This window comes from Arthrobacter sp. UYEF36 (assembly GCF_040547025.1).
GTDB lineage: Bacteria > Actinomycetota > Actinomycetes > Actinomycetales > Micrococcaceae > Arthrobacter.
The window spans coordinates 41,056-64,598 of the sequence record NZ_JBEPOX010000014.1; the positions used below are offsets into that span (position 1 = coordinate 41,056).

Annotated in this window: 24 protein-coding genes and 1 pseudogene; 18 read left to right on the forward strand and 7 right to left on the reverse strand. The window is 66.6% G+C overall.

Going from position 1 to position 23,543, the window contains the following annotated elements:
• Nucleotides 1–57 precede the first annotated feature (57 nt).
• Both ABIB29_RS18060 and ABIB29_RS18065 read right to left on the reverse strand, forming a co-directional pair.
• Nucleotides 58–759: an SCO1664 family protein gene (locus ABIB29_RS18060; protein ID WP_354174183.1), complete on the reverse strand. Its 702-nt coding sequence runs from the start codon at nucleotides 757–759 to the stop codon at nucleotides 58–60.
• Nucleotides 760–772: 13 nt separating this feature from the next.
• Nucleotides 773–1,471 carry an MSMEG_4193 family putative phosphomutase gene (locus tag ABIB29_RS18065; RefSeq protein ID WP_354174184.1) on the reverse strand — a complete coding sequence of 233 codons (699 nt, stop codon included), beginning with the start codon at nucleotides 1,469–1,471 and terminating at the stop codon, nucleotides 773–775.
• A gap of 86 nt (nucleotides 1,472–1,557) precedes the next feature.
• On the opposite strand from ABIB29_RS18065, the gene ABIB29_RS18070 reads away from it, so the two are divergent.
• The 4 genes from ABIB29_RS18070 (at nucleotide 1,558) to ABIB29_RS18085 (ending at nucleotide 7,147) form a co-directional block, all read left to right on the forward strand.
• Entirely contained in the window at nucleotides 1,558–2,946 is a 1,389-nt protein-coding gene (locus ABIB29_RS18070; protein WP_354174185.1) for a sigma 54-interacting transcriptional regulator, read from the forward strand.
• A 14-nt stretch (nucleotides 2,947–2,960) separates the two neighbouring features.
• Entirely contained in the window at nucleotides 2,961–4,964 is a 2,004-nt protein-coding gene (locus ABIB29_RS18075) for a vWA domain-containing protein (protein ID WP_354174186.1), read from the forward strand.
• 234 nt (nucleotides 4,965–5,198) lie between these two features.
• Nucleotides 5,199–6,056: a phosphatidylinositol-specific phospholipase C/glycerophosphodiester phosphodiesterase family protein gene (locus tag ABIB29_RS18080; RefSeq protein ID WP_354174187.1), complete on the forward strand. Its 858-nt coding sequence runs from the start codon at nucleotides 5,199–5,201 to the stop codon at nucleotides 6,054–6,056.
• A 47-nt stretch (nucleotides 6,057–6,103) separates the two neighbouring features.
• Nucleotides 6,104–7,147, forward strand: coding sequence for a metallophosphoesterase family protein (locus ABIB29_RS18085; protein WP_354174188.1), 1,044 nt, complete (start codon nucleotides 6,104–6,106; stop codon nucleotides 7,145–7,147).
• 56 nt (nucleotides 7,148–7,203) lie between these two features.
• On the opposite strand, the gene ABIB29_RS18090 is transcribed toward ABIB29_RS18085, so the two are convergent.
• Entirely contained in the window at nucleotides 7,204–7,533 is a 330-nt protein-coding gene (locus ABIB29_RS18090; protein ID WP_354174189.1) for a hypothetical protein, read from the reverse strand.
• A 130-nt stretch (nucleotides 7,534–7,663) separates the two neighbouring features.
• Here ABIB29_RS18090 and ABIB29_RS18095 point away from each other — a divergent pair, with 130 nt between their 5' ends.
• The 13 genes from ABIB29_RS18095 to ABIB29_RS18155 all read left to right on the forward strand — a co-directional run bounded on the left by ABIB29_RS18095 (nucleotide 7,664) and on the right by ABIB29_RS18155 (nucleotide 20,589).
• Nucleotides 7,664–8,869, forward strand: coding sequence for an MFS transporter (locus tag ABIB29_RS18095; protein WP_354174190.1), 1,206 nt, complete (start codon nucleotides 7,664–7,666; stop codon nucleotides 8,867–8,869).
• Nucleotides 8,870–8,970: 101 nt separating this feature from the next.
• Entirely contained in the window at nucleotides 8,971–9,450 is a 480-nt protein-coding gene (locus ABIB29_RS18100) for a hypothetical protein (RefSeq protein WP_354174191.1), read from the forward strand.
• Between the two features lie 95 nt (nucleotides 9,451–9,545).
• Entirely contained in the window at nucleotides 9,546–10,229 is a 684-nt protein-coding gene (locus ABIB29_RS18105; RefSeq protein WP_354174192.1) for a GntR family transcriptional regulator, read from the forward strand.
• 134 nt (nucleotides 10,230–10,363) lie between these two features.
• Nucleotides 10,364–11,101: an SDR family NAD(P)-dependent oxidoreductase gene (locus ABIB29_RS18110; protein ID WP_354174193.1), complete on the forward strand. Its 738-nt coding sequence runs from the start codon at nucleotides 10,364–10,366 to the stop codon at nucleotides 11,099–11,101.
• Nucleotides 11,094–11,774: a carboxymuconolactone decarboxylase family protein gene (locus ABIB29_RS18115; RefSeq protein ID WP_354174194.1), complete on the forward strand. Its 681-nt coding sequence runs from the start codon at nucleotides 11,094–11,096 to the stop codon at nucleotides 11,772–11,774. Before ABIB29_RS18110 ends, ABIB29_RS18115 begins: the two co-directional genes overlap by 8 nt.
• Nucleotides 11,775–11,776: 2 nt before the next feature.
• On the forward strand, nucleotides 11,777–12,796 hold the full coding sequence (locus tag ABIB29_RS18120) for a TAXI family TRAP transporter solute-binding subunit (protein ID WP_354174195.1): 1,020 nt from the start codon (nucleotides 11,777–11,779) through the stop codon (nucleotides 12,794–12,796).
• A gap of 5 nt (nucleotides 12,797–12,801) precedes the next feature.
• Nucleotides 12,802–13,317, forward strand: a complete 516-nt coding sequence (locus tag ABIB29_RS18125; protein ID WP_354174196.1) for a hypothetical protein — start codon at nucleotides 12,802–12,804, stop codon at nucleotides 13,315–13,317.
• The gene (locus tag ABIB29_RS18130) at nucleotides 13,314–15,467 is read left to right on the forward strand and encodes a TRAP transporter permease (RefSeq protein WP_354174197.1); all 2,154 of its coding nucleotides are present in this window, start codon (nucleotides 13,314–13,316) and stop codon (nucleotides 15,465–15,467) included. The genes ABIB29_RS18125 and ABIB29_RS18130 overlap by 4 nt, the downstream gene beginning before the upstream one ends.
• Nucleotides 15,468–15,582: 115 nt before the next feature.
• Nucleotides 15,583–16,488, forward strand: coding sequence for a dihydrodipicolinate synthase family protein (locus ABIB29_RS18135; protein WP_354174198.1), 906 nt, complete (start codon nucleotides 15,583–15,585; stop codon nucleotides 16,486–16,488).
• An 11-nt stretch (nucleotides 16,489–16,499) separates the two neighbouring features.
• A complete protein-coding gene (locus ABIB29_RS18140) occupies nucleotides 16,500–17,261 on the forward strand; it encodes an SDR family oxidoreductase (protein ID WP_354174199.1) in 762 nt (253 codons plus the stop codon).
• 16 nt (nucleotides 17,262–17,277) lie between these two features.
• Nucleotides 17,278–18,174, forward strand: coding sequence for a fumarylacetoacetate hydrolase family protein (locus ABIB29_RS18145; RefSeq protein WP_354174200.1), 897 nt, complete (start codon nucleotides 17,278–17,280; stop codon nucleotides 18,172–18,174).
• Between the two features lie 98 nt (nucleotides 18,175–18,272).
• Nucleotides 18,273–19,424, forward strand: coding sequence for a CaiB/BaiF CoA transferase family protein (locus ABIB29_RS18150; protein WP_502915649.1), 1,152 nt, complete (start codon nucleotides 18,273–18,275; stop codon nucleotides 19,422–19,424).
• Between the two features lie 4 nt (nucleotides 19,425–19,428).
• Entirely contained in the window at nucleotides 19,429–20,589 is a 1,161-nt protein-coding gene (locus ABIB29_RS18155) for an acyl-CoA dehydrogenase family protein (RefSeq protein ID WP_354174203.1), read from the forward strand.
• Here the strand turns inward: ABIB29_RS18155 and ABIB29_RS18160 are convergent.
• Complete coding sequence (locus ABIB29_RS18160; RefSeq protein WP_354174204.1) at nucleotides 20,564–20,839, reverse strand: hypothetical protein; 276 nt, start codon at nucleotides 20,837–20,839, stop codon at nucleotides 20,564–20,566. The genes ABIB29_RS18155 and ABIB29_RS18160 overlap by 26 nt on opposite strands.
• Nucleotides 20,840–20,949: 110 nt before the next feature.
• On the opposite strand from ABIB29_RS18160, the gene ABIB29_RS18165 reads away from it, so the two are divergent.
• Nucleotides 20,950–21,177 (forward strand): hypothetical protein, encoded by a 228-nt coding sequence (locus tag ABIB29_RS18165; protein ID WP_354174206.1) that lies wholly within the window; start codon nucleotides 20,950–20,952, stop codon nucleotides 21,175–21,177.
• A 35-nt stretch (nucleotides 21,178–21,212) separates the two neighbouring features.
• Here ABIB29_RS18165 and ABIB29_RS18170 read toward each other — a convergent pair whose 3' ends face one another.
• From ABIB29_RS18170 to ABIB29_RS20000, 3 genes and pseudogenes are all read right to left on the reverse strand, one after another.
• A complete protein-coding gene (locus ABIB29_RS18170) occupies nucleotides 21,213–21,950 on the reverse strand; it encodes an ANTAR domain-containing protein (RefSeq protein WP_354174208.1) in 738 nt (245 codons plus the stop codon).
• A gap of 421 nt (nucleotides 21,951–22,371) precedes the next feature.
• Complete coding sequence (locus ABIB29_RS18175) at nucleotides 22,372–22,665, reverse strand: hypothetical protein (protein ID WP_354174210.1); 294 nt, start codon at nucleotides 22,663–22,665, stop codon at nucleotides 22,372–22,374.
• Nucleotides 22,666–23,435: 770 nt separating this feature from the next.
• A pseudogene (locus tag ABIB29_RS20000) lies at nucleotides 23,436–23,522 on the reverse strand (flavin reductase family protein); the annotation flags it as partial.
• Between the last annotated feature and the right edge of the window lie 21 nt (nucleotides 23,523–23,543).

The window sequence follows — 23,543 nt, forward strand, 5'->3', positions numbered from 1 at the left end:
ACCTTGGACAGCGGCTGGTCCGCACCGACGGGAGGGCCTCGGAATCGGGGTGTGCGCCTACACGAGCGGCCACGGGTAACGCATACCGGTGCGGTCAACCGGCAGGACCCGTGCCTGCAGCAACCGTCGCACGCGGTGCTGCAGGGCGGTGACCTCGTCGTCGTCAAGCAGCGCGGCGACCTCGGGAGGTACCGCGTCAGCAAGCGGGGCGATGTCCTCGAGCAGGGCATCGGGGATGGGTCCGCCGGCGAAGTCCCAGATCACGGTGCGCAGTTTGAACGCTGCTGAGAAGCACAGGCCGTGGTCGATGCCCCAGATCCGTCCGTCGTCGCCGCGCAGCACGTGGCCGCTCTTGCGGTCGGTGTTGTTGGCGACGTAGTCGAACACGGCGATCCGTGCCAGCTCGCGGTGGGTCTCGGGGGCGTCCTCGTACAGGGTGAAGTAATGCTCCTGGAAGTCGCACTCGATGAACCATTGCAGCGAACCGACCCCCAAGGGTGCCTCCTCGCGGATGACCGTCGGCGGCACGAGACCCCACGCCAGGGACTCGCTGACTAGGTAAGCGGCGCGTTCCCGCCGGAAGAGCCCGGGCTCGAAATCGGACAGCGGCCTTTCCCCGGCCTCCGGCTTGTAGACCGCACACCCGGCTTCCTCACCGCGGGAGACCTGCACCAGGAACGTCTCGTTGCTGCTGCGCGGGATGCGACCGAGCAGTTCGATGCGGCCCTCGGTGAGCAGGGTCAGCTCGCGGCCGGACACCGGCGGCCCCAACTCACGATGCCCTCAGCCCGCTGAGCGGTTCCGAGGTCGAGTTCACCATCAGCACCGAGGGGTCCTCGCCTTCCACGAATGAGATGGCAGATACCGAGCCCGGGCTGATGACGATCCGCTGGAAGAGGTCCAAGGGCGTGCCCAGGGCATGGGCCACGGCAGCCTTGATGGGATCGGCGTGGGAAAAGCACACCACCACGCCGCCGGCATGGGCATCACGCAAGGCCTCCATCGCCCCGACGATCCGCGCCTGCATCTCCGGAAAGCTCTCACCATTCGGGAAACGGAAGGCGGACGGGCTGTGCTGCACGATCTGCCATTCCGGCAGGGCCGCCAGGTCGGCGATCGCCGCGCCGGTCCACTCGCCGAAGTCGCACTCCAGCAGCCCGTCGTCGTGCTTCACGTCCAGTCCGGTGCGGGCCGCCGTCGGCTCCGCCGTTTCGCAGGCGCGCTCCAGCGGTGAGGAATAGAGGGCATCAACCGGAAGACCAGTGAGCCGTTCGGATACCCTGTCAGCCTGGACCCGGCCCCGCTCCGAAAGGTGCAGCCCCGGCGCCCGCCCCGGCAGCACCGTGCCCGTCGTCGGCGTCTCCCCGTGGCGCACCAGAAGAAGGAGCGTTTCCTGCCGCTCGGGTGAGGGCTCTTTCGATGAAGAACCCGGTGCCGGCACTGCCGGTGGCGCTGCTGCAGTCATTAGCATCCAGCCTAGAACGCGTAGGAGCCCAAAGCTCAGGAATCTCAAAGAATCCCTCGATTCCCCGCCGGGTAGAGGTCTACGGTGGAGGAGTGAGTGATCGCCCCGATATCTTCACTGTTGGTGAACTGCGTGCCTCCGGCCACGTGCACAAGGACCTGCGCCGCGAAATCCGCGACAACCTGCTCGCCGCGCTCGCCGCCGGCCGCGATCCCTGGCCCGGGATGTACGGCTTCGGCCGGACCGTCCTGCCCCAGCTCGAACGGGCCCTGCTCGCCGGGCACGACGTCGTCCTGCTCGGCGAACGCGGGCAGGGCAAGACCCGGCTCCTCCGCACCCTCGCCGGGCTGCTGGATGAGTGGTCGCCGGTGATCGAGGACTCGGAACTGAACGAACATCCCTACGAACCCATCACCGAGCACTCCCGTGCCCTCGCCCTCACCGAGGGGGACCGTCTGCGGGTGGCGTGGCGGCACCGCTCGGAACGGTACGTCGAGAAGCTCGCGACGCCGGACACCTCCGTCGCGGACCTGATCGGCGACGTCGACCCGATGCGGGTGGCCGAGGGCCGCCGCCTGGGCGACCCGGAAACCATCCACTACGGCCTGGTCCCGCGCTCCAACCGCGGCATCATCGCGATCAACGAACTCCCCGACCTCGCCGAGCGGATCCAGGTCTCCATGCTCAACGTGATGGAGGAACGCGACATCCAGATCCGCGGCTACGTGCTGCGGCTGCCGCTGGACGTCCTCGTGGTCGCGTCCGCCAACCCGGAGGACTACACCAACCGGGGCCGGATCATCACACCCCTGCGGGACCGCTTCGGCGCCGAGATCCGCACCCATTACCCGATCGAGCTCGACGACGAGGTGGCCGTCATCCGCCAGGAGGGGCACCTGGTGGCCGGCGTCCCGCCCGTCATCCTGGAGATCCTGGCCCGCTACACCCGGGCGCTGCGGCAGTCCCCGGCGATCAACCAGACCTCCGGGGTGTCCGCGCGGTTCGCCATCGCCGGCGCCGAAACGGTCGCCGCGGCGGCCCTGCGCCGGGCCAGCGTCCGCGGCGAGGACGAGGCCGTGGCCCGGATCATCGACCTGGACGCCGCGGTGGACGTCCTCGCCGGGAAGATTGAGTTCGAGTCCGGTGAGGAAGGGCGGGAACAGGACATCCTGGAGCACCTCCTGCGCATGGCCACCGCCGAAGCCGTGCGGGCGCACCTGCACGGCATCGACATGGGAGCACTCGTCGCGGCGCTGGACGGCCACTCCACCGTGACCACCGGGGAACTGGTCACCGCCCGGGAGTTCCTCGAGAACCTCCCGTCCCTCAACGGATCCCGGCTCTACGACGAAATCAGTGAGCGCTTGGGCGCCAGCAACGACGGGGAGCGCGCCGCCGCCGTCGAACTCGCCCTGGAAGGCCTCTACCTCGCCCGGCGGATCTCCAAGGAGTCCGACGACGAGGCCACGATCTACGGCTAAGGACGGGAGGGGCCATGAGCACTCACAACCGGTCCCGGTATGGCCGGTACGCGGGCGGGCCGGATCCGCTCGCGCCGCCGGTGGACCTGGCGGAGGCGCTCGACGCCGTTGCCGAGGACGTCATGGCCGGCTACTCGCCCTGGCAAGCCCTCCAGGAGTACCTGCGGCGCGGCGGCCGCAACCGGGAAGGGCTCGATGACCTCGCCGGCCGCATCCAGCAACGCCGTCAGGACCTTCTGGGCCGCCACAACCTGGACGGGACCCTCAACGAGGTCCAGAAACTGCTGGACACCGCGGTGCTGGAGGAGCGCAAGCAGCTGGCCCGCGACGCCATGATGGACAACACCGACCGCGCCTTCCGGGAGATGCAGCTGCAGAACCTGCCGAAATCCACGGCGGCAGCGGTCAACGACCTCGCCTCCTACGACTGGCAGTCCAGCACCGCACGCGAAGCCTACGAACGGATCAAGGATCTGCTGGGCCGCGAAGTTCTGGACCAGCGGTTCGCCGGCATGAAGCAGGCACTCGAGGGCGCAACGGATGAGGACCGCGCGGCCGTGGCCGAGATGCTGGGCGACCTCAATGAGCTGCTCTACAAGCACCGGCGCGGCGAGGATACCGACGCGGACTTCCAGGGGTTCATGGCCAAACACGGCGAGTTCTTTCCGGAGAACCCGCAATCGGTCGAGGAGCTGATCGACGCGCTCGCCCAGCGCGCGGCCGCCGCCCAGCGGATGCTGCAGTCCATGTCCGCGGAGCAGCGCGATGAGCTGATGCGGCTCTCCGCGCAGGCGTTCGGCTCGGCCGAGCTGATGGCACAGCTGGGTCAACTCGACGCCACCCTGCAGGCATTGCGCCCGGGCGAGGACTGGTCCGGTTCCGAACGCTTCGAAGGGGAGGAGGGGCTCGGGCTCGGCGACGGCACCGGCGTCCTCCAGGACCTCGCCGAACTGGACGAGCTGGCCGACCAGCTCTCCCAGTCCTACAACGGCTCACGCCTGGACGACCTGGACCTGGACGCCCTGGCCCGCCAGCTGGGGCAGGATGCCGCGGTCTCGGCCCGCACCCTCGCGGAGATCGAGCGGGCCATGCACGACGGCGGCTTCCTCCGGCGCGGGGCTGACGGCGACCTGAGTCTCTCGCCGCAGGCCATGCGGCGGTTGGGTAGGTCGTTGCTGCGGGACACCGCGAAGCAGCTCTCCGGCCGGCAGGGGCGCCGGGACACCCGGGTTGCCGGGGCGGCCGGGGAGCAGACCGGCTCCAGCCGCCCGTGGGAGTTCGGCGACGCCGAACCGTGGGACGTCACCCGGACCATCACCAACGCGATCCGCCGCACGATCGCCGACGGCGGCGACCCGCGCCTCGGGCTGCGTCTGGCCATGGATGACATCGAGGTGACCGAGACGGAGGCGCGCACGCAGGCCGCCGTCGCGCTGCTGGTCGATGTGTCCTTCTCGATGGCCGCCGAGGGTCGCTGGGTGCCGATGAAACGCACCGCGCTCGCTGTGCACCACCTCGTCTCCACCCGGTTCCGCGGCGACCGGCTGCAGCTGATCACGTTCGGCCGCTACGCGCAGTCCATGGACATCGGCGAGCTGACGGCCCTGCCGTCTCTGCGCGAACAGGGAACCAATCTGCACCACGGGTTGCTGCTGGCCGGCCGGTTTTTCCGCCAGCACCCGTCGATGCAGCCCGTCCTGCTGGTGGTGACCGACGGCGAACCCACCGCGCACCTGCTGCCCGACGGCGAGTCGTGGTTTTCGTATCCGCCGGACCCGGAGACCATCCGCGTGACCGTAGCCGAGCTGGACCGCCTGGGCCGGGCCGGCACACAGGCCACGTTCTTCCGGCTGGGCGATGACCCCGGCCTGGAACGGTTCGTCCAGCGGATGGCCCGCCGGATCGACGGCCGCGTCGTGGCGCCCGAGGCCGGGGATCTGGGCGCTGCCGTGGTGGGGGAGTACCTCCGGGCGCACTTCCGCGGCAGCCCCTACGGCGACGCCGACTGGGCCAAATAGAAGGCTGTTCGAGACGCAACCCTCTGCCCGGGTGCGGAGGGGAGTTTCTGACGAAACCGTTACCGGCAGGGCCTCCCTCAGCCCCGCCATGCCAATGGTCCTTCCCAGTTCACCCGCCAGCAATCAATACGCCCTCCGGCGTTCTCCCGCGACCAGCAGTCTTTTCACGCCCCCTTTTGCCCGGTGCGTTTCCATGTGCCGGGCGGAGAATCCCCTGTATCCAAGGAGTACTCCGTGTTCGTGAAAAGCACCCTTGCCGCCGTCGCCGTCCTTGCCTCCCTGACGGGGACAGTAGCAGCCCCTGCCCAGGCAGAGGCGACCAAGCCGGCTCCCGTCGTCGTCGGCCAGCCGCTCGCCCAGGCGCATGCGCACAACGACTATGAGCATGACCGTCCGCTGTTCGATGCGCTGGAGCATGGCTTCACCAGCGTGGAAGCGGACGTGTGGTTGGTGGACGGCGAGCTGCTGGTGGCCCACGACCTGGAGGATGTCCAGCCCGGCGTTACGCTGGAGAGCCTTTACCTCGATCCGCTCCAGGACCTGGTCCGCGGCCAGGGCCACAGCGTGTACCCGAAGTGGGATGGCAGCCTGCAGCTTCTGATCGACATCAAGAGCGACGGCGAATCCACGTACGCCGCAATCGAGCAGGAACTGGCGGAGCACCGTGACATCATGAGCCGCTACAGCCAAGGCGCCACCAAGACCGGCCCGGTCACCGCGGTCATCAGCGGAAACCGCCCGCTGGCCACCATGCAGGCACAGGAGAAGCGCTTCAGCTTCTACGATGGCCGCTCTGCAGACCTCACCTCCGGAAAGCCTGCCGGCCTGATGCCGCTGGTCAGCGACAACTGGACCAAGCTCTTCGCCTGGCAGGGCGTGGGTCCCATGCCGGAGGCCGAGCGCGCCAAACTGCGCGCCTACGTGGCCGAGGCGCACGCCAATGGCTACCTCGTCCGCTTCTGGGCCACCCCGGACATGCCCGGCACCGCACGCGAGGCCATCTGGAACGAACTCTTCGACGCCGGCGTGGACCACATCAACACCGACGACCTCGCCGCGCTGCAACAGTTCCTGACCGTCCGCGCGGCCTAAGCCGCACACCTCAAGCCCCAACCCCGCAAAAAAAGAGGAACATCGTCATGCCTTCAAAGACCATCAAAACGACGACGACGGCGGCGGCCGTCCTGGTGCTCGGCCTCCTTGCGTCCCAGCCCGCCACCGCCGCCGACAACACCGCCGACAGCCAGGCGTTCACGTTCGGTGTGATCGGCGACATCCCCTACGGCGAGGCCGAAATCGCGAAGTTCCCCGCCCGCATCCAGGACATCAACGCCGACAGCGGGCTGAAGTTCGTCACCCACGTGGGCGACATCAAGAACGGCTCCTCGGTCTGCTCGGACGAGTACTTCCAGAACATCCGCACGCAGTTCGACACCTTCGAGCACCCGCTGGTCTTCACCCCGGGCGATAACGAATGGGTGGACTGCCACCGCAGCAACAACGGCGCTTACAACCCGCTGGAACGGCTCGACAAGCTGCGGGATGTCTTCTTCGACGGGTCCGGCAAGACCCTGGGCGCCACCATGCCTGTCAAGACCCAGGCGGACCTCGGGCTGCCGGAAAACGTCCGCTTCACCCAGAACCGGGTGGCGTTTTCCGTGCTGAATATCCAGGGCAGCAACAACTCGCTGCAGCCGTGGACCGGCCTGGGCGAAACCACAGCCACACCCGGGCAGTTGGCCGAAGTTGAGCACCGGACGGACGCCGTCCTGGCCCAGATCCGCGACACCTTCGCTGACGCCGAACGCCGCAACGACCGTGCGGTTGTCCTGATGACCCAGGCCGACATGTTCGACCCGTCCCTGCTCGCCGCCGCGACCGCCAACCCGGACACCATGTCCGGCTTCCGCGAAATCGTGCAAGCCATCATCGACGAAACCAACAGCTTCGACGCCCCGGTTTACCTCATCAACGGCGACAGCCACGTCTTCGCCGAAAACCAGCCGCTCGCGGAGGGCTCACCCTGGCTGGACATCTACGGCCAGCCGGCCGCCGATGACCTGCAGCGCATCACCGTGGACGGATCCGCCAACGCCACCAACTACGTCAGGTTCACCGTCGCCGGCAACAGTGCCGATGGCGCGGATGTTCTGGCCTGGGAAAAGGTCCCCTTCAGCCAGTAGCCACCAGACGGAAGCGGACGACGGCGGGAGGTCCCGCCGTCGTCCGCTCACCGGGTTCATTCCTGGGCGCTGAGGTTCCAATGGACGCGGATGGCCTCGGCAAGTGGGCCAGCGGTGACGTCGACGCGGAAAGCAACGGGCGCGGTCCCTGTCTCTTCGATGACCGAGTCACGGTACACGCGGCCGCAGGAGGGACACAGTGTGTGGAGATCCTCATCCGCAGGCCACGGCGCCAGCCCGGCGGGAACAGGAATCTTGTCTCCGATGTAGACGGGGACACCTTGTGGGTTGGCCTGAATCAACCCGTCCTTGCTGACGGTGTTGCCGCACACGCAGGTGATGGTGGTGACATCATGACCGATTACATCGGCGGTTTCAGAGTCCATGATGGCCTTCCCGGGCGCTGGAAGAGACGTTCTTCACTTAGCTTATGCCTGCTGTTCCGTGCCGTCCCCCTGGAACTTGATAAACGTCAGTTAGCGTGGACAAGGTCACCGAAGGACGGAAGAACGCACGATGCCCGCTGCCACCCGGAACGCGCCGGACCGCACTGCCAGGATCGGCTTCGCCTTCATCGGTGTTCTGCTCATCGCAGTTAACCTTCGGGTGTCCTTTGTCAGCGTGGGACCAGTACTCGCGAACATCAGCAGCGACCTTGAGTTATCCGGTGCCGCAGCGGGGTTCCTCACGGGCCTTCCGCTCATTGCTTTCGCAGTCTTCTCCCCGCTGGCACCCGGCTTTGCTGCCCGTCTGGGTCTCGACCGGGCATTGTGGATGTCGCTGCTGATCCTCGCCTCGGGCATCGTGCTTCGCTCCTTACCCGTGCCCGGCGTCATCTGGGCGGGCACCGCACTGATCGGCTTGGCTATCGCGTTTCTCAATGTCCTGGTGCCCTCCCTGGTAAAGCGGGACTTTCCGATGAGGGTCAGCCAGGTCACCGGAGGCTACACCGCCACACAGGCCGCCTTCGCCGCGATCGGCGCAGCCGTCGTCGTTCCCGTGGCACAAACCTCCCCGGCGGGATGGCGGCTTGCCCTCGGAATCTGGGTGGGCCTGGCTCTCATCGCCATGGCGGTGCTCCTGCCGTGGCTGCGCCGGCACAGCTCAGGCACCGCGCGTGCCACCACGCCGGAGGTTTCCTACCGGTCACCCTGGGCCTCAGCCGTGGGCTGGCAGGTGACAATCTTCATGGGACTGCAATCGATCGCCTTCTACGTCCTGATGGCGTGGTTGCCCACCATCGAACAAAGCCAAGGGGTTCCCGCCACTACTGCGGGCGTCCATCTGTCCGTATTCCTGCTCATCAGCGTGTTCGCCAGCCTTGCCACAGGGGGAATCCTTCACCGAGGTTCGGACCAGCGCCTTGTCTCCTTCACGAGCGGCGCGCTCACGTTCGTGACGTTTCTCGGGCTGGCACTTGCGCCCGACCTCATATTGCTGTGGGTCATTCTTGGGGCAATCGGGTGCGGGAGCCTCATTGTCATCGCTCTGTCGCTGTTCAGCCTCCGGACCGTGAATTACCCGCAGGCGGCGTCCCTGTCAGGGATGGCACAATCTGTCGGCTACGGTCTCGCCGCGATGGGGCCGGTAATGTTCGGTGGTCTTCGCGACGTGAGCGGAGGCTGGACGCTCCCGCTCCTCGTCACCGCGGGCCTCATGGCGGTTCTCGCCGTGATGGGTCTGCTTGCCGGGCGTGACCGGGTAATCAGCGGGTCAGCCTGAGGCAAGGTCCTTCGTGCGGACCTGTTGGGCTGCCGCGGCTCTGTCTAGACTGGAATTGCGCCGGAGCTGACGCACGAATTCATTTCGGAAGGGCAACGATCATGACAGACCGCAGCGACTCTGAATTGCCTACTGACCAGACGTCCAGAAAATTGGAACCCGAAGAATCCCCAGACGCTACATCCCAGGCCCGGCGTGCCTCGTCCGGTGCGGACGTCCAGGCCGATGACTCCCGCAGCGGTGCAGATGTGGGAGAGTCGATCAATACCGCGGAGGCAGGCACCAGCGCGCAGGGGGATCACTCGCATCCCGAACGGGCCAAGACGGGCGAAGCACCCGTCGAGCAGGTGTTCAACGACCCCGCCATGACCAAGGGGCAGCGGACCGTGACCGGCTCGCCAACAACAACCGGGGGCGTACCGCCTGGACCTTCACCTGCCGAAGCCGGATCCGGGGGAGCCCAGTCTGTTGTTGGGGCCCGCGAATCGGACCGCCTCGCGGCGGGAGAGCCGCCGGCCGCGGGCGCGCCCTTCGAAACCGGAACGGAAGACCCGAAAACAAAGCCGCAAGGCCAGTCCTAGCGTTCGAGCCCGGGGGTTGCACAGGCTCGGGGCGCTGCCACGGATGCCGCCAGTTAGAATTCAGGGGTGAAAGCAGATGTGTTGGCGGTGGCGGCGTGAGCGAGGACGCCGCGAAAGAGTCCAGGCGCCCTCCCACCGCCCAGGCTTTCGTCCTCACCGAGCTTCGCCGCGCAATCATCGCAGGGGAGTTCCTGCCCGGACAGCCGCTTCGTCAAAACACTCTCGCCGAGCGATTCGGTGTCAGCCGCGTTCCGGTCCGCGAAGCATTCAAAGTCCTCGAAAGCGAGGGCCAGGTGGTCTACGAGCCCCACCGCGGCCATAAAGTCGCCAGCCTGTCGCTCACGGACCTCCTGGAGGTCTACCGGCTCCGGCAGCTGCTGGAATCCGAGGCCGCCCGGGTCGCCGTGGGAAACAAAAGCGACGGTGTACTCGCCGCGATGAGGGCGGCCGCCAGTGACGTTGAATTGGCCAGTGCCGCCGGTGATCTGCTTAAGATGACCGAGGCGAACCGGCGCTTCCACTTCGAACTGTTGGCAGCGGCCCGCATGCCGCGCCTGGAACGGATCGTTCAGGTCCTGTGGGACGCGACTGAAGCGTACCGGTTCGTGTACTACGGGGCGGAAAGCAACCGGGCCAGAGTGGAGCGCGAACATGCCCGCATCGTCCGGGCCTACGCGGACGGGGACGCGGAGCTGCTTGTCGCCCTGCTGGACGAGCACCGGGAGCACGCCGTGGACGCTCTCCGCACTTTCCTGGACGGCACGATCAGCCAGACTTAATATATTTATGTGACATGGGTTACATCTGATTACAAAATTGGATACATTATCCAAATGGTCCTACGAGTAACCCGCAATGATGCGGACTCCAATGCAGGCGTGGCACAAGCGCCCACCGGAACGTCGTGGCGCCCATGAACGACTGGCTCGGGTTGGGCGGTGCCCGGGTGCTGGTTGCCGGCGCCGGAGGAATCGGGAGCGCCTGCATTGAGGAATTCGTGGCAGCCGGGGCGAATGTGCTCGCCGTTGACCGCGACGGCGCCCGGCTTGCCGCACTTGGACAGGGCGCGGCCACTGAACGGTTCGACCTCACGTCCACAGAGGGCTGCGAGGCTGCCGTTGCAGCAGCCCAGGAACGGCTCGGCGGGCTGGACGTTCTGGTGCATTCCATTGGCGTCAACCACCGGGTGCCGATTCTCGAGACTGCGGATGAGGACTGGAACCGCATCCTGGAGCTCAACCTCACCAGCGCCTTCCGGCTGGGCCGCGCAGCCGGCCGCGTGATGGTCGAGGCCGGTTTCGGGCGCCAGATCTACTGCTCGTCGGTCTCCGGCATCCTGGCACATCCCGACCACGGTCCCTACGCAGCCAGCAAAGGCGGCATCAACCAGCTGGTCCGGGTCATGGCCCGCGAGTGGGCCTCCCGCGGAGTAACAGTAAACGCCATCGCCCCCGGCTACGTGGACACGGAACTTACCAGGGCGCATCTGGACCGCCCCGGGGTACGCGACCACTACACCTCGATGGTCCCGGCCGGCCGGCTCGGTACTGTCAACGACCTCACCGGTCCCGTTCTCTTCCTGGCTTCCCGCCAGGCGGCGTTCGTCACCGGTCATGTCCTGTACGTGGACGGGGGCAGGACCCTTGTGTAACTCGACTCAGTGGGCAGCCGTTTCGGGATCCACCCGCGGCGGCCGCTTTCCCCTCCTCGCTCCGCATGAACTCTCGGACCAGCAGCGCGACCTGTATGGCGCGATCGCCGGCCCGCCCAGGGGAGACGGCCCGTTCTCCATTGTCGACGAAACCGGCCGCCTCAACGGCCCCTTCAACGCGCTGCTGTACTCGCCAGCGATTGGCAACGCGGTACAGACCCTGGGTGCCGTCCTGCGCTTTAGCGGGTCACTGCCGGCCCGCACGCGGGAACTGGTCATCTGCGCCGTCGCCGCGGAACTGGAGTCCGCCTACGAGTGGTACGCGCACAGCCTGGTCGCCACGAGCGTGGGCATCAGCGGCGCAGAGCTGAAGAGGCTGCACGACGGCGGCATCCCGGACACGCTGAGCGCGGACGAAAGCGCGGCGCTGGGCCTCACGCGTGCCCTGTTGCGCGGAACCACTGTGGGCCCGGGGATACATGCGGCCGCCCTTGAACACTTCGGACACGCAGGCATTATGGAGCTTTCCGTGCTGGTGGGCTACTACCGCCTGCTGGCAGGCATCCTCGCCGCCGGAGACGTTCCCGTACCGCCGGCCGCCACCGGAGAGCCGCACACCAGGCCGACTGACCCCCATCCAACCAACACCATCATCACCACCCAGGGAGAGTAACCATGACCGCTACGACCATCCCTGCCCGGAGGCGCGTGCAGCGTCTGTGGGCAGCAGCAGCCCTTGTCCCGGCAGTTTTCCTTTCCGCGTGCGGCAGCCCCGCCCCCAGCGGCGGTGGTGACGCGCCGGGGAATGCCGGGGGCCAGGGCGGCACGTTGTCCATCGCCACGGGCGGCACCGGCGGGGTCTACTATCCGCTGGGCGGTGGCTTCGCCACCGTGATCCGCGACAACGTCAAGGACTATGACGCCACCGTGCAGGAAACGAACGCTTCCGTGGACAACATGCTGCTGATAGATAACGGGTCGGCGCAGCTCGCCTTCTCAGTGGGCGACGTGGTTTCCGATGCAGTCAAAGGCGAGGGCGAATTCAAGGGAAAGCCCCTGGATGTCTGCTCCCTTGGCAACATCTACAACAACTTCATGCAGGCCATCACCGTTGACGGCACGGGAATCCAAAATGTGAAAGACATGGCGGGCAAGGTCGTCTCGGTCGGCGCACCCAGCTCCGCCACCGAGGTCGGCGCGCTGCGCATCCTCGAGGCCGCCGGGATCGACCCGACGTCGGGTATCGAGCGTCGCCAACTCGGCGCGGCAGAGACCATCGCTGCGCTTCGCGACGGAACCATCGACGCCGGATTCTGGTCCGGAGGGCTGCCCACCGGCGCGCTGATTGACCTGGCCAGCGACGGCGACATGAATCTGCTTCCGATCGGCGAGTACGCGGACCCGCTCGCGCAGAAGTACGGCGCGTACTACGTGAAGCAGGACATCCCGGCCAACACCTACGAAGGGCAGACCGAGGCCGTCTCCGCGATCGCCTCGCCAAACATCCTGGTTGCCAGCAAGAAGATGGGCACACAGCTTCAGCAGGACATCACCACCGCCCTCTTTGAGAACAAAGAGGCCTTGATCAAGGTGCATCCAGCAGCCAAAGAGATGGATCGGGCCACCGCGGGTGACGTTCCTTTCGTGGAGACCTGCCCCGGCTCGAAGGCCTACTTCGACAAGGCCGGAAGCTAACTTCCATGGCTAGGCCAGCCGCCGCCGTCGTCGGCCTCGTTTGCCTCGGCATGCTGGGAGCGGGCGGGATTGCTGTGGCCGGCGCGCCGCCGGAACCCCACCGTCCCCGCGCCCTTGTGATCAGCAATGACGGCGGCGTGCTGGCGAGCGTTCCGCTTGCCGGAGACACGTTCGCAGTGAGCTACCGGAACTCCATTTACGGCACCGTCGCTGAAGAGCGGTACACCGTCCAGCAGGACGGAAGCTACCGCCTGGCTCAGCTGGCCGCCGACCAGTTGGCGGTGCTCGAAGAGTACTACGCCGTTCCCGGACCGCCGTCCGCGGCCGGGAACACGGACCGCAGGGAATGGGTGACCGACCCCGATCCGGATCACCCTGCGGAGTTTAGTCGGCTGTCGTTGGCAGCAACGGATCTGGGCCGCCGCACCGTGTACGTCCCGGGTGCCCCGCCGCTTGAACTATGGAAGTTAGTCGAAGACAGCGACCCGTTCGTTGTGCTATCCCTCAAGGAGACCTCATGACCGAGACACCCAACGGCAACGGAGCCGTTGAAGCACGCACCCCGCCTGAACCCCCGGGGAGCACCGTGCGGACGGGGAGCACCGTGCGGACGGGGGACACCGTGCGGGCGGACGCGGACAATGACGCCACCGTCAACCCCATGGACCTGGCTGAGGACGGGGTGATTGACGAAGAGGCGCTGATCGCCGAGTTTGAGGCGGAGAAACCCGCCCGCCACCTGAGCGGGATACCCGGCGCCATTGTGAGAACCATTGGTGTGGCACTGTCCGTGTTTGGGCTGTATTGGGTCTTCAATCCGATGCCAACCCAGTTCTACCTGCCCGCGTTCCTGATGATCGGGCTGCCCCTGACGTTCCTGGTCTACCGCGGATGGGGCCGCTCGGATGCGGCCAAGGGGGCCGGACGTTCGGACAACCCGCCCATACTCGACTGGCTGCTCGCCTTGATTGCCGCGGTTCCGTTCGCCTACATCATCTCGAACTGGGACGGCTTTTTCCGCCGCGCGATCACGCCGACCTACCTGGATCTGGCCATGGGTGTGATCGCGATCCTCGTCACGCTGGAGGCATCCCGCCGGACGGTGGGTATCCTCGTCCCGCTGGTGGTGATGGGCTTCTTCGCGTACGCGGCGTTCGGGTCCTTCGTCCCTGCTCCGTTCAACACGTCCTCCTTTAACTGGATCCGGCTCATCGGCCACAATGTCATGGGGACACAAGGGCTGTTCGGGGTTCCCACCGACGTCGCGGCGTCGTACATCATTCTTTTCACCATCTACGGCGCCGTCCTGGGCGCCTCGGGCGCCACCAAATTCTTCATCGACCTCTCGTTCTCCGCCTTCGGACAGTCGAAGTCAGGCCCCGGCCGCACCGTGACCCTGGCCGGCTTCCTGCTGGGAACCGTGTCGGGTTCCGGCGTCGCCACCACAGTGACCCTCGGCGGGATCTCCTGGCCCCTGCTGCGCAAGGCCGGCTATCCGAAAGAACACGGCGGCGCCATCCTGGCGGCTGCCGGCATCGGCGCCATCATGTCCCCGCCCACCCTCGGTGCCGCAGCCTTTATCATCGCCGCGCTGCTGGGCGTCTCGTACCTGCAGGTGCTCATCTGGGCCACCATTCCCACCGTCCTCTACTACTTCGGCATCATCCTCGCCATCGAAATGGACGCCCGGCGGTTCAAAACCAGGGCGGTGGAATTGGACGTGAAGCCGGTCGGCAAACTGCTGCTGCGGTTCGGGTACCACTTCAGTTCCCTCATCGCGATCGTGGTGTTCATGTCCATGGGCATGACACCCTTCCGGGCCGTGGTCTACGCCACCGGTCTCGCGTTTGTGCTCAGTTTCCTGGACCGCCAGTCCTGGCTGACGCCCAAGCGCATCTGGGACGCGCTCGCCCTCGGCGCCATGGGCGCGCTGTCCGTGATCCCCGTTATGGCGGCGGCCGGCCTGATCGTCGGAATCATGACCCTCACCGGCCTGGGCTTGAAGCTCGCGAACATCATCGTGGACTTTGCCGGCGGCAGCCTGCTCCTGACCGCCATCTTCTCCGCGATCTCCGTAACCCTCCTGGGACTTGCCGTGCCGGTAACGGCAAGCTTCATCATTTCGTGGGTGATCATCGGACCCGCGTTGCAGGATGTCGGCGTGCCGGCATTCGCGGCTGCGATGTTCATCTTCTACTACTCGGTGCTCAGCGAGGTGTCACCGCCGACCGCATTGTCGCCGTTCGCGGCGTCGGCCATTACCGGCGGCAAACCGATCAAGACGATGTGGCTGACCTGGCGGTACACGCTCTCGGCGTTCCTGGTCCCGTTCATCTTTGTGCTCTCCGACGACGGCGTCGGGCTGCTCCTGCAGGGCGGTCCAGGGACGGTCGCACTGGCGTTCGCCGTCTCGCTCCTGGCTGTGGCCTCCCTTGCCGTGGCAACCGGGGCCTGGCTCCTCGGCCCGGCCCGCTGGCCCGAACGGGTTCTGCTGGGCGTCGGGTCACTGCCCATGCTGGTCATGGAGCCCCTCTACATCGGCATCGGGGCGGCCATCATTGCCGTGGGAGTCCTGGTCCATATCGTCGGGCTGCGCCGGCATCGCCCGGACGAACCGGACGGGGCCACCGCCGTGTCCCCGTCTGCTCAGAACGGGGCAGCGCGGGCGTGACCTCCACGGGCGCTGCGTCCGGCGCCCGCAATGCCCCGCCGCCAGCCGCGACATCGAGCCGGCCGCCGCCGAACACAGTTTCCCTGGCCCTTCGCCGAAAGGACAACGCATCACTATGACAACACCGATCCCGCACCTCGCCCCCGGGCTCTGGGGAGTACTGGCCACACCGTTCAGCGGAACGCATTTCGCCGTGGACACCGATTCCCTGCGCCGCGAGGTGCAGCTCTACACCGCAATACCGGCCACCGGAATGGTGGTGCTCGGCGTCTTCGGCGAGGGGGCATCCCTGGATGCCGAGGAGCAGGCCCTGGTTGTGCGCACCGTCGCGGAGGAGGGGAAGGACGCGCCTCTTGTGGTGGGCCTTTCAGCCCGGTCGACGGCGGTGGCGCTGGAGCAAGCCCGCATCGCGGTTAAAGCGGCGGGCAGCAACCTCGCGGCCCTGATGGTCCAGGCCAACAGCTCCGATCCAGAAGTGCTGGCGGCCCACCTGACCGCCGTGCACCGGGCAACGGGCGCGGGAATCGTGCTTCAGGACTACCCCGTGGCGTCCGGGGTGAACATCAGCGCGGCGCAGATCCTTGAGGTCCTGGCGCAGTGCCCGTTCATCGTGGCCGTCAAGTCGGAGGCACCGCCCACCGCCTCGGCCATTGCCAGGCTGACGGGCGCCACGTCCGTGCCCGTGTACGGCGGGCTGGGGGGAGTGGGACTGCTGGATGAGCTGGCCGCCGGCGCGGCCGGTGCCATGACCGGATTCTCGCATCCCGAGGGCCTCCAGGCCGCGTTGACAGCATGGGCCGACGGCGGCTTCCGCGCCGCCCGCGAGGCCTTCGCCCCGTGGCTGCCGCTGGTGAACTTCGAGGCCCAGCCCGGCGTCGGACTGGCCCTGCGCAAGGAAGTACTCCGCCGCCGCGGCATCATCGCTGAGTCCATCGTGAGGCCGCCCGCCCCGAAACTGCCCCAAGCGCTGGCGGACCTGATCGATGCCCATCTCGATGCCGTCCGGGTGGTGCTGGCCTGATGGAGACCGGTTTGAAGGGAAAGAACGTCCTGGTTCCGGGAGCGAGCTCGGGGATTGGCCTCGCCATCGCCCGGGCGCTGGCTGAGGAAGGCGCCAACGTGGTGTTGGCTGCCCGCCGCGGGGACCTGGTCCGGGCGGAAGCCGCGCGTCTGGGTTCCGCCGTCGGCATCGGCATTGACCTCACGGACGGCGCCGCCCCGTCCGCGCTGGTGGAAGCCGCGGTGGGGGCCTTTGGCCCCATCGATGTGCTCATCCTCAACGGCGGCGGACCGCCTCCCGGCGGCGCCGCGGACGTCTCCGACGAGCAGGCCCTTGCCGCCGTGCACCAGCTGCTGCTGCAGCACATCCGACTCACCGCGCTGGTGCTTCCCGGCATGCGGGAGCGCGGGTGGGGGCGCGTCGTGGCAGTGGGCTCCAGCGGGGTGCAGCAGCCGCTGCCCAACCTGGCGTTGTCCAACATCGGGCGGGCCGGGCTCGCCGGGTACCTCAAGACCCTGGCGGGGGAGGTGGCAAAGGACGGCGTGACCGTCAACATGGTGCTCCCGGGCCGCATCGACACCGACCGCGTTGGCTCACTGGACGCAGCGGCGGCCAAACGCACCGGCCGCTCGCCGGAGGAGACGAGGGCGGCCTCGGAAGCATCGATCCCTGCCGGCCGGTACGGCACGCCCGAGGAATTCGCCGCCGTCGTGGCCTTCCTGGCCAGCGGACCTGCATCCTACGTGACCGGGGAACAGCTCCGCTGCGACGGCGGACTCGTCCGTTCCTACTAACCGAAAGAACAACTCCATGACATCCCGCATCCTTCATCTCTGCGCGATCCGCGAGGGATCCACCCCCGACACCGCCAACCCCGGGCAGGCCAGCGAAGAGGCGGCCGTCGTCCACCCGCAACGCGGTGCCGCGCTGGTCCGCGACCTGCTCCCGGGCTTCACCGGCGACATCCTCGACGTCCTCACCGGAGACCTGCTCGGGGAACTGGAAACGGCCGCAGCCAACGCCGACGACGCCGTCTTCCGCGATCCGGAGCACCTCACCTACGGCGCCCCCTACCGTCATCCCCGCATGCTGTGGGGGATCGGCCTGAATTATGTGGAGCACGCCTCCGACCTCACCGAGGCGGTGCCCGACGAGCCTGCCTCGTTCATCAAAGGCGACCACACGGTCATCGGCCCGGACGAGAATATTCCGATCCCGGAGCAGAGCCAGCGCACCACCACCGAAGCGGAGATCGCCGTCGTGATCGGCCGGTACTGCCGCAATGTCGAGCCAGAGGAGGCGCTGTCCTACCTGGCCGGAGTCGTACCGGTACTGGACCAGACGGCGGAGGACATCCTGCAGCGCAATCCGCGGTTCCTCACCCGCTCCAAGAACTTTCCGGGATTCTTTTCCTTCGGCCCCCGGATCGTGCCCCTCGCCGAGGTGGAGGATGCCGCCGGCTCGCTGGCCGAGGTCACGGTATCCACCGTGGTCAACGGCGAGGTGCGCCGCAGCAATACGGTGTCGCACATGCGCTACGACCCGGCGTACCTGATCAGTTTCCACAGCAAGGTCATGCCGCTCTTCCCCGGTGACATCATCTCCACGGGAACGCCCGGAGCAGTCCACATCGAACCGGGGGATGTCGCCGAATGCCGCGTAACGGGGCTCGGGACCCTTAGTAATCCTGTGACCGCCTCCAGCTGAGGCCGCAGAACCACAACCGAAGGAGCTGACGCTCGTTGAACAGCACACAATCTTTCCCTCATGGCCCTCCCGCCGCCGCACCCCTGGACGGAATCACCGTGGCGGATTTTTCCCGGGTCCTCGCCGGACCCTTTGCCACCATGATGCTCGCTGATTTCGGCGCCGACGTGATCAAGGTCGAGAGCCCGGCCGGGGACGACACCCGGGCCTGGGTGCCGCCCGTGGACGAACACGGCGCGGGCACGTACTTCTCCAGCGTCAACCGGAACAAGCGCTCGGTCGTGTGCGACCTGCGCACCGAGGAAGGACGCGCGCAGGCGCTGGACATAGCGCGGACCGCCGACGTCGTTATTGAGAATTTCCGGCCCGGCGTCATGCAGCGGTTCGGCCTGGACTATGAAACCCTCCGGGCGGAGCGCCCGGACCTGGTCTACTGCTCCATCACCGGATTTGGCAGCAAGGGTGGGGCGCACCTGCCCGGATACGACCTCCTGGTCCAGGCCGTGGGGGGACTGATGAGCGTCACCGGATCCCCGGAGTCCGAACCAAGCAAGGTGGGGGTGGCGCTGGTGGACGTGGTGACCGGCCAAAACGCGGTGGTGGGCATCCTGGCCGCGCTGCGAAGCCGCGACCGGACCGGCAGGGGCCAGCGGGTCGACGTCAACCTGCTGTCCTCGCTGCTTGCCGGACTCGTCAACCAGGCATCCAGCACCCTGGCCACCGGCGAATCCCCGCAGCGCATGGGCAACGCTCACCCCAGCATTGCGCCGTACGAGACGCTGCGGACCGCGGACGCGCCCCTCGCCCTGGCCGTCGGAACGGACAAGCAGTTTGCCTCCCTGACCCGGGTGCTGGGCGTTCCCGAATTATCAGATGACAGCAGGTTCCGCGGAAACTCGAACAGGGTGGCCCACCGGGATGAGCTGAAGGCATTGCTGGAGGAGCAGCTTCGGAAAAAGCCGGCAGTGGAATGGTCGGGACGGCTCAGCGAGGCGGGCGTTCCGGCCGGGAAGGTCAACTCCATCGTGGAAGCGATCCAGCTGGCGGCCGACCTGGGGCTGGAGCCCGTGGTGGAGATCGCGGACGGGTCCAGCCCCCGGACCTCCCGACAGGTCGCCAACCCCATCCGGCTCTCGGAAACGCCCGCCACGTACCGGCGGCTGCCGCCGCTGCTCGGCGAACACAGCGGCGCGACCTTTGCGGAGCGGAACAACCGCTCGGCCCTCCAAAGCACACCCACCGGAAAGTAGAACCATGACCGACACTTCAGACCTCATTGGCATCGAAACACTGCTCACGCCGGAGGAACTCGCCGTGCGCGAGAAAGTCCGCGGATTCGTGGACTCCGACATCAAACCGAATATCGCCGACTGGTACGAGCGCGCGGAGTTCCCGCTGGAGATTGTCCCGCGCATGGCGGAGCTGGGCCTGCTCGGCATGCACATCAAGGGCTACGGATGCCCCGGCCGGAGCTCGGTGGAGTATGGCCTGGCCGCCCTGGAGCTGGAGGCCGGCGACTCGGGTCTGCGGACGTTTGTCAGCGTCCAGGGTTCGCTGGCCATGAGCGCCATCGCCAAGCACGGATCGGAAGAGCAGAAGCTCGAGTGGCTTCCGCGCATGGCCGCCGGAACAGCCATCGGCTGCTTCGGCCTCACCGAGCCCTCCGCCGGATCCGACCCCGGAAACATGCTGACCTTCGCAAAGCGCGACGGCGACGACTGGATCCTTAATGGCAGCAAGCGCTGGATCGGGCTGGCCTCAGTGGCGCAGGTGGCCATCATCTGGGCCATGACCGACGACGGCGTCCGCGGCTTCGTCGTCCCCACCGACACCCCCGGCTTCAAGGCCACGCCCATCCAGCAGAAACTCTCCATGCGCGCTTCCATTCAGTGCGATATCGAACTGACGGACATCCGGTTGCCGGCGAGTGCCATGCTGCCCAACGCCAAGGGCCTCCGCGGCCCGTTCGAGTGCCTCAACGAGGCCCGGTACGGCATCATCTGGGGTGCCATGGGAGCGGCACGTGACAGCTACCTCACGGCCCGGGACTACTCGCAGCAGCGCATGCAGTTCGGTAAGCCGCTCGCCGGCTACCAGCTGACCCAGGAGAAACTCGTCAACATGGCACTGGAGATCAACAAGGGCACGCTCCTGGCCCTGCAGTTGGGCCGGCTGAAGGACGCCGGTGTCCTCCAGCCGCACCAGATCTCCGTGGGCAAGCTGAACAACTGCCGCGAAGCGATCAAGATCTGCCGCGATGCCCGCGCCATGCTCGGCGGCAACGGCATCACCCTGGACTACTCCCCCCTGCGCCACGCCAACAACCTCGAAAGCGTGCGCACCTACGAGGGAACGGACGAGGTACACACGCTGATCCTGGGCAACCACATCACCGGGATTCCGGCCTTCCGCTGAGGAGACCCTGCCGGACGCCGCGGCCGAGCCGTCGCGGCATCCGGCCGGGGGAGGGTGCGTTGCGGACAAGGACCAGGTCCTGGCGGCAGCCAATCACAAATTCATCCACAAGCGACCCGTCCCCGTTCATCGCCTGGGCGCGTACACCCCGCGTGCCGGGAACGATGGACGCACCCTCGAGCGAGGGGACGAAGCGCATTGCCTCGCCGATGAACTTGCGCTTGCTGATAACCGTCTGGAGCTCGCGCACTGCTGACGGCAGGTTTTTGCCGGGGAATCTCCGATCCCGAAGTCCGAAGGCAGGACGAAAACGCGTTCGCCTCGGGAAACCGCATCGCCGATCCGGTAGCCGAAGCGCTCATGGACGGACGCCTCGACGACCAGGCCATCCACTGGCTGCAAACCAACTTCCTCAAGGCCGAACCCGAACTCGGGCACTGCCTTCGGCTCCCTGCCGAAGAACCCTCCGAATGCGAACTAATGCTCTCCTGCCCGGGCTTGCCGCGCGAAGTCGAACGCCACCAAGGCACACAACGGCGCATCAGGCAGCTCCTCAACGACCTTGATGAGCAACCCGATTCCATATGAGACAGGTCGCGTTCAGCCGGCCCGGCATGAGGCGTTTAGTCTTCGAAGTGGGGGGCTTTCTGCGGGGACCCAGCGACGGAGTCCACTATGGATTGGGCGATGACGTAAAGCTTTTGGTTCCGGTCATTGGAGGCGCGGGTGAGGAATTCAAAGGCGTCGTCTTTGCTGCAGCGGTTCTGAGCCATGATCATCCCACAGGCCAGATCGATGACGGATCTGTTTTCCATCGCGGCTTTGAGGTCATGACCGCGCTGGTCCGCGGCGGCGATCTTGATGGCAAGACGCAGGGCCTTGCTGGCCATCTCAGCGAACAGCATGGCGCCGGCAACGACGTCCTCGGTGAATGGCCCGGTGGCAGGGGAGAAAAGGTTCAGGACCGCCCCCCAGCCGTCACCCGCAGCCATGGGGATTCCCAGTGCGCTGCTGATACCGGCGGCGGTGAGCGCGCTGCGATATTCGGGCCAGCGCGGATCGGACGCGACGTCACCGAGCAGGACGGGGACGCCTCCTTCCAGTGCGTCTACGCAAGGTCCGTCGCCCAGGGCCTGTTCAATTCTGTCCAAGACGACGGCCTTTTCGCTGCTGCCGCCAATGGTTGCGGTGCGTTTGTGCCTGCGCAAGGTCACCGCACATTCGATGTGTACACCGGTGGTGCTGGTCATCGTGGCGGCCGCGAACCCGGTCAGGCCGTCCAGGACGGATTTTATGTCGGCAGTGCTGGCTATCAGGTCAATCAGCTGCTCGAAATCCTCCGCCAATTCGTCAACTACCATGTCCTCAATGTAGGGACCCGGGGCGAGGACCACAACACCTGAATTATGCTTCTGTCCTGCTGCGGCCGGCGCATCGATCAAGACGCGGGTGTCTTCCGCTGACCGGCCCGTCGCCGCGGCGGGGCCGGGCGGAGGGTGTCCGCGGATGTAGCCCACCCCCGATAATCCCTGGGCCACATCCGCGAAGTTTATTCCGTTCCCGTGCCGGCGCCGGAACTGCCGCCCGTCGGCGGAGCTAATCCGTGCAGGCGGACCTCTTGATCCACGAGGGCCAGGAGGTCGTCGGCGACGTCTGGACCGCCGAGCTTTTGGCCTAGGAGCAGTGCATGGCGCAACTTCAGGAGGTCTTCGGCTGGTACGAGGGGCCACTTTGAGTATTGGAGGAATACCCGGCCGGGGCGCTCCGGGCTTTGAGGGCGGGTCATGCGGCCCGCCTCGCTGTGAGGCCTCGGCTGTTCGGGCGTCGGTCGTAGACCGGGTGCGGGGGAAGAGTCCGGGCCCCACATTCTCCGAGGGCGCGGAATGCTGCCGGCGAGCCGGCATGCAGCAGGCTTAGATCGAGAATAACTTCGAAGCCCGGCAGGATGCGTTCGGCCCGGCGCACCACCGCGATGAGACCCCGGACATTCTCGCAGGTGAGTGTGCCGGCAGAACCAACAGTGACGGAAAAGGCGTCAAGGTCAACGGCGACCGTGACGTTTAGCTTGGCGGTCATAGGAATAGCCCTCTACGAAACGCGAAGAGGCCGGCTGCCTGACCCAAAAGAAGATTACCTTGATGTCCCCCGGCAACCAAAATTTTTGTGAGTTGCGTTACGTTCCGTATGGAGATCAATTCAATAGGGGATCCGGCCCAGCATTTAGTCGCGCGCGTGGCCTCTCGGTGAGGCCGCGCCCTCGGCTTAGCACCGGGGTGATCGTCGGGGAGGGTGCTGCAGGCTCACGAAATGCTCTCCTTTCGATGAGGATGCCTGGCGGGATGTTCGAGGTGTGTTCGTGGACCTCTACCGCGACGACCGGCACTGACCGCACCCATTTCCAGCACGGTGGTGATCCCAGCCTCACTGTCGCCGGCGTCCATGGAGCGGTGGACCAACAGGGGCGTAAACAAGCCCACGCGTGCCGTCGCCTCCCCGTTGACCCGGCGGGAGGCAACCCGGAATCCTGCGCCCGAGCCGGGGTGGTGGACCGGCAGTGCACCGGGTTTGGTCTTGAGATCGCCAGGTAATGATCCAGCTCGACTGACTGAACGTGTTTGGCAACAATCCGCTGATGCCTGGCGGCCACGGCACGGCCATCGAACACGAAAACCGCGGCCGCCGGCAACGACCTCCGGGCTTCCGGCCGATGAACCGTACCGGCCCGACGTTCATGGCTGTGCGTTGACAACCGGGACTCGTCCACATAATTCCAGACACCGGGGAGCAGCGCGTAGTTCAGGACGTCGCGCACATTGATGTCCTTCCAGGAGTAGGACTTCCGCCCGAATGGCGCTCAAATTAACGGCTTTCCGGAGCGGGTAGGTCGCCATGTTCCAAACGAACCAGCCGGTGGTCTCGGCGTTGATCACGGTGAGCTGCCAACGTCGAAGCGC